Source organism: Azospira sp. MPR-E4, assembly GCF_058809645.1.
Genome location: NZ_JBXAST010000095.1, coordinates 1 through 5534 on the forward strand (window position 1 = coordinate 1; position 5534 = coordinate 5534).

Annotated in this window: 5 protein-coding genes and 1 pseudogene; 2 read left to right on the forward strand and 4 right to left on the reverse strand. The window is 64.8% G+C overall.

Translation table 11 applies throughout. The features are described from left to right. Positions 1–7 precede the first annotated feature (7 nt). From AC1RTA_RS16235 to AC1RTA_RS16250, 4 genes are all read right to left on the reverse strand, one after another. Positions 8–775 carry an MBL fold metallo-hydrolase gene (locus AC1RTA_RS16235; RefSeq protein ID WP_492785329.1) on the reverse strand — a complete coding sequence of 256 codons (768 nt, stop codon included), beginning with the start codon at positions 773–775 and terminating at the stop codon, positions 8–10. Between the two features lie 13 nt (positions 776–788). Then, complete coding sequence (gene bamC, locus AC1RTA_RS16240; protein ID WP_492785330.1) at positions 789–1934, reverse strand: NlpB/DapX family lipoprotein; 1146 nt, start codon at positions 1932–1934, stop codon at positions 789–791. A 13-nt stretch (positions 1935–1947) separates the two neighbouring features. Continuing rightward, the gene (gene dapA / locus AC1RTA_RS16245) at positions 1948–2826 is read right to left on the reverse strand and encodes a 4-hydroxy-tetrahydrodipicolinate synthase (protein WP_492785332.1); all 879 of its coding nucleotides are present in this window, start codon (positions 2824–2826) and stop codon (positions 1948–1950) included. A 109-nt stretch (positions 2827–2935) separates the two neighbouring features. Continuing rightward, on the reverse strand, positions 2936–3862 hold the full coding sequence (locus AC1RTA_RS16250; RefSeq protein ID WP_014237046.1) for a histone deacetylase family protein: 927 nt from the start codon (positions 3860–3862) through the stop codon (positions 2936–2938). Positions 3863–4014: 152 nt separating this feature from the next. Here AC1RTA_RS16250 and AC1RTA_RS16255 point away from each other — a divergent pair, with 152 nt between their 5' ends. Both AC1RTA_RS16255 and AC1RTA_RS16260 read left to right on the forward strand, forming a co-directional pair. Continuing rightward, positions 4015–4956, forward strand: a complete 942-nt coding sequence (locus AC1RTA_RS16255) for an AAA family ATPase (RefSeq protein WP_492785331.1) — start codon at positions 4015–4017, stop codon at positions 4954–4956. A gap of 11 nt (positions 4957–4967) precedes the next feature. Then, positions 4968–5534, forward strand: a pseudogene (locus AC1RTA_RS16260) (DUF58 domain-containing protein); the annotation flags it as partial.

A 5534-nucleotide genomic window follows, 5' to 3' on the forward strand; every position in this document is an offset into this window, starting at 1 on the left:
GGCCCCATCAGCAGAAGCTGCGCCACCCCACCCCGTTTTCCTGATCCGCCACCCCGATCCACTCCGCTGCACAGCCCAGGGCCCCGCTCAAGGCGGCCACGGCCAGTTCGGGCCGGTTGCACTTCTCGCTCAGATGGGCGGCCACCACATGCTGCAGGGCGGAAGTATCCAAACGGGTCAGCAATTCCGCCGCCACGTCGTTGGCCAGGTGGCCATGGCTGCCGCCGATACGGCGCTTGAGGAAGGGTGGGTAGACGGATGCAGCCAGCAGATCCGGATCGTGGTTGCATTCGAGGAACAGGCCGTCGCAGGCCTGCAATACCTCCAGCACATGGGAGGTCAGGCTACCACAATCGGTGAGCACGCCCAGGCGCCGGTTGCCGTCGCCAAAGACATACTGGACGGGTTCCCGGGCATCGTGGGGTACGGTGAAAGGCAGGATTTCCAGATCGCCGACAGCCAGGGACTGCTGGCTGTCGATACGCCGTAGCTGCCCGTAGGCGGACTCGGACTCCGACAGCATGGTCGCGGTGCCGGTCGTCAGCCACACCGGCAGGTTGAACCTGGCAGCCAGGCGCACCACACCGGCCAGATGGTCGGAATGCTCATGGGTGACCAGCACGCCGGCCAGGGTTTCCGGCTCCACCCCCAGGCGCTGCAGCCGGTAAGTGGCTTCCCGCAGGGAGAAGCCGCAGTCCAGCAGCACGCGCGTGCCACCGGACTCGACCAACAGACCGTTGCCCCGGCTGCCGCTTCCCAGGGAGGCGAAGCGCATGGCAGGCGGTCGCTTACTTCAACTGCTCGTACAGCAGGCCCAGAATCTTCTTGGCGGTATCGGAGTTATCCACACCACCTTCACGAGATAGAACTTGTACGGAACAACTGCTTCCCTGGTCCTTCACCATGATACGGTACTGAATCTTAGGATCCGCAGATTGGTCGCTTCCCTTCCAGAAAGCCAGCTTAGACATGAAACCCTTTTCGTCTTTTTTGACGTCCCCTGCCTCAGGATCCACATAGCGGACGAAGAACAGGCCCTTGGAACGATCCCGGTCTTCCACTGTGAAACCAATTCGATCCAGAGAAAGGCCAACACGACGCCAAGCACGATCAAAGCGCTCCTGCAACTCGAGACTACCTTGCCCATCTCCGGCACGAGTCAGTTTGGCCCGCTCGACTTGCTTATCCTTTGCTGCGGCGATCATAGCTTCAGCCCGCTTTTCTTCGGTACCAAAACGAACCATCAGCCGACGCAACATTTCCGCCTCCAATTCAGGGTCCGCATCACGAGGCTGCCAGCGGGTCTGGTCGCGCCCTTCAGAAACATAGACCTCATACATACCCCGGTGACTGATGAAAATATCTACTGTTCCAGGCTCGGCACCTGGTTCGATCCGGGTCCTGAACTTGTCTCTCTCTGCAGTGGAATAGAGTGAATCCAGAACCTTACCCAAGGCAGAGCGAATCCAGTCCTGGCCAATTTTTGCCCGATTCTCTGCCCAGTCAGTTTCCATTACTCCAGCCTGGGGAATTTCGACATTAACCAGGAAACCAGTTTCCTGCCAGAAGTCCTTGATCATGGGCCAAACCTGGTCAGGAGTACCGGCAACAACCAACCAGCGCTGAGTGCCGGAACGCTCAATCCGAGTCTTATCAACTTGAGGCAGGACCTCGCTGTTCTTGGCGCCCCCCTTAACCTGCGGATCTCGCTCAGCAGAATAGGCAGAGAAAGTTGCACTACCCCGCCCCCCGGTATCCGGTACCGCATAGCGGTCATCCCGGCTAGGGGAGGTCAAATCTGGAGGAATCTCCAACGTCGGCGCTTTGACTGCCGACTTGTAATCGATCTTCTTGGACTCCGGCAATATGCCGGCTCCACCACATCCAGCAAGAAAAACAGACGTCAAGAATGACGCACAAACAATTCGCTTCATAAAATTCCGTAACTTAGGCAAGCACGCCGGCCTGGCGCATGGCAGAGCGCACCCGCTCGTGGCATTCGGGCGAGAGGGTGGTCAGGGGCAGGCGGATGCCGCCGGGGATGAGGCCCAGTTGCTGCACGGCCCACTTCACCGGGATGGGATTGGCTTCGCAGAACAGATGGCGGTGCAGTCCCAGCAGCTTGAAGTGGATTTCCCGGGCCTTGGCCACGTCGCCGGCCAGGGCGGCGGAGCACATCTCGTGCATCAGGCGGGGCGCCACGTTGGCGGTGACGGAAATGTCGCCCTTGCCGCCCAGCAGGATCAGGGCCACGGCGGAAGCGTCGTCGCCGCTATAGACGGCGAAGTCGGCCGGGGCGCGGGCGATCAGGTCGGCGCCGCGCTCCAGATTGCCGGTGGCGTCCTTGATGCCCACCACGTTGTCGATCTGGGCCAGGCGCAGGGCGGTGTCGTTGGACATATCCGCCACGGTGCGGCCGGGCACGTTGTAGAGGATCACCGGGATATCCACCGCTTCGGCGATGGAACGGAAATGCTGGTACAGGCCTTCCTGGGTCGGCTTGTTGTAGTAGGGCACCACGGAGAGGGCCGCATCGGCGCCGACGCTCTTGGCGAAGCGGGTCAGCTCGATGGCCTCGGAAGTGGAATTGGCGCCGGTGCCGGCGATCACCGGAATCCGACCGGCCGCATGCTTGACCGTGGTACGGATCAGCTCGGCATGCTCGTCCACATTGACGGTGGGGGACTCGCCGCTGGTGCCGACGATGACGATGCCGTCCGTCCCTTCCTGTACGTGGAAATCGATGAGCTTCTTCAGGCTGTCGTAATCGAGACGGCCATCGTCGGACATGGGGGTGACGATGGCAACAATGGAACCGGTAATCATGGAGGTCACGAATTCGGGAAAAATGATCGCAGGATTCTACCCCGAAGATCAGGGCAGAAGTGTAAAGGAATGTGACCCGGGCCTGAGGCGCCCGGGTCCCAGGCAAGGCTCAGAGATCGGCCAGGGCCCGCAGGTGGGCGCAAACGCTGCGCGCCAGGGAGGAGAGGACGTAACCGCCTTCCAGCATGGAAACGATGCGCCCCTGGCAGTGGCGCTGGGCCACCGTTTTCAGTTGCTGGGTGACCCAGGCGAAGTCGGACTCCACCAGCTTCATGCTGCCCATGTCGTCTTCGTAGTGGGCGTCGAAGCCGGCGGAAATGAACAGCAACTCGGGCCGGAACTCGTGCAGGCGGGGCAGCCAGATGTCGGAAACGACCATGCGGAAGTCCTCGCCGCCGGTACCGGCCGGCAGGGGCACGTTGCACATGTTGTCGGCAGTCCCGTCGGCCCCGCTGTAGGGGAAGAAGGGATGCTGGAACATGCTGACCATAAGCACCCGCGGATCGTCCTTGAAGATGTCTTCGGTGCCGTTGCCGTGGTGCACGTCGAAATCGACGATGGCCACCCGCTTCAGGCCATGGACTTCCAGGGCATGGCGGGCCGCCACGGCGATGTTGTTGACGAAGCAGAAGCCCATGCAGTTTTCCCGCTCGGCGTGGTGGCCGGGGGGGCGGATGGCACAGAAGGCATCGGTCGCCTCGCCCTTCAGCACCAGATCCACGGCCATGACGCCGGCGCCGGCGGAGCGTTGGGCCGCCGTCCAGGTGTGGGGATTCATGGCCGTATCCGGGTCCAGGTGGGCGATGCCGTTTTCCGGGGCCGTGCGCTTGAGCCGCTCCAGGTAGGCCGGCGAGTGGGCGCGCAGCATCTGCTCCAGGGTGGCCAGGGGCGCGTCGTAGTAGGAAAAATAGGGATCCAGCCCCTGGGCGATCATCTGGTCGCTGATGGCCGTGAGACGGGCGGGACATTCCGGGTGATAGGACCCCATGTCATGCAACTGGCAGTCCCGATGGGTAATGAAGGCGGTGGTGGTCACGTAGGTCGTCCGAGCGTTGAGCGGCCCTGGGTGCGCTGTCTCCTGTGCGGAGACGTCTCCTCCCGGTCCGGATTTTGGTTATGGATATAATCGTTCGTGCTGCTACCGTTCTCATCTGTGATTATTATCCCAACATCGGGAAGCCACAAGCCATGCCCCTTCCAGCCTCCCAGACCTCTCCGGGCGACGGCATCGCCGCCGTCCTCGATACCGCCAACCGCGTCATCCTCGGCAAGGACACCCAGGTCCGGCTGGCCCTGGCCTGCCTGCTGGCCCGGGGCCACCTGCTCATCGAGGACCTGCCCGGTGTCGGCAAGACCACCCTGGCCCACACCCTGGCCCGGCTGCTGGGCCTGGACTTCCAGCGCATCCAGTTCACCAGCGACATGCTGCCGGCGGACATCCTGGGCGTCTCCATCTTCGACCGGGAACACGCCGACTTCCGTTTCCTCCCCGGCCCCATCTTCACCCAGGTGGTGCTGGCCGACGAAATCAACCGGGCCACGCCGAAGACCCAGAGCGCCCTGCTCGAAGCCATGGAAGAACACCAGGTGACCGCCGAAGGCATCACCCGGCCCCTACCGGAACCCTTTTTCGTCATCGCCACCCAGAACCCGGCCCACCAGGTCGGCACCTTTCCCCTGCCCGAGTCCCAGCTGGACCGTTTCCTCCTGCGCCTGGAACTGGGCTACCCGGACAGCCGGGCCGAACGGGCCCTGCTCGAATCCGGCGGCCGCAGCAGCCAGGTGGCTGCGCTGGCGCCCTGCCTGACGCCCCCGGCCCTGGCCGGATTGCAGGACGAGGTGGCGCGGGTCCATGCGGCGCCGCCCCTGCTCGACTATGTGCAGGCCCTGGTGGAAGCCAGCCGGCGCGCCCCCACCTTCCGCCACGGCCTCAGCCCCCGGGCCGCCCTGGCCCTGCTGGCGGTGTCCCGGGCCTGGGCCTACTTGGCCGGACGCCGCCAGGTGCTGCCGGAAGACGTCCAGGCCGTCTGGCCCGCCCTCGCCTGCCACCGCCTGCCCCTGGCCCAGGGCAGCGGCCATGCCAGTCCCGAGGAAGCCCTGGCCCTGCTGCGGGGCGTGGCCCTGCCCTGAACCGGCAGACCATGGACCTGCGCGCCCTCACCCAGCGCTGGCAACGCTGGCTATTCCGCCTCCAGCCCGAGGGCGGCGCAGTCCGCCTGAAGCGGCGGCGCATCTACATCCTGCCCACCCGCAGCGGCCTCCTCTACGCCCTGGCCCTGGTGGTGATGCTGCTGGGGGCCATCAATTACGACCTGGCCCTGGGCCACGCCCTGGTGTTCCTGCTGGCGGGCCTGGGACTGGTGGCCATGGTGCATACCTTCCGCAACCTGCTCGGCCTGGGGCTCCAGGCCGGCGCCGTAACCCCGGTCTTCGCCGGTGAGCAGGCCCGCCTGACCCTGCACCTGGACCGCCCCGACACCCGGCCGCGACGGGCCCTGGCCCTGGACGCCGGCGCCGGCCCCATCCTGGCGGAACTGGACCTCCCGGACAGCAGCAGCGTCAGCCTGCCCCTGCCGCCCCAGCCCCGGGGCTACCGCCCCCTGCCGCGGCTGAGCGTCGCCAGCGTCTACCCCCTGGGCCTCTTCCGCGCCTGGGCCTATTTCCTGCCCGCGGCCCGGCACCTGGTCTATCCCGCCCCCCTGTCCAGC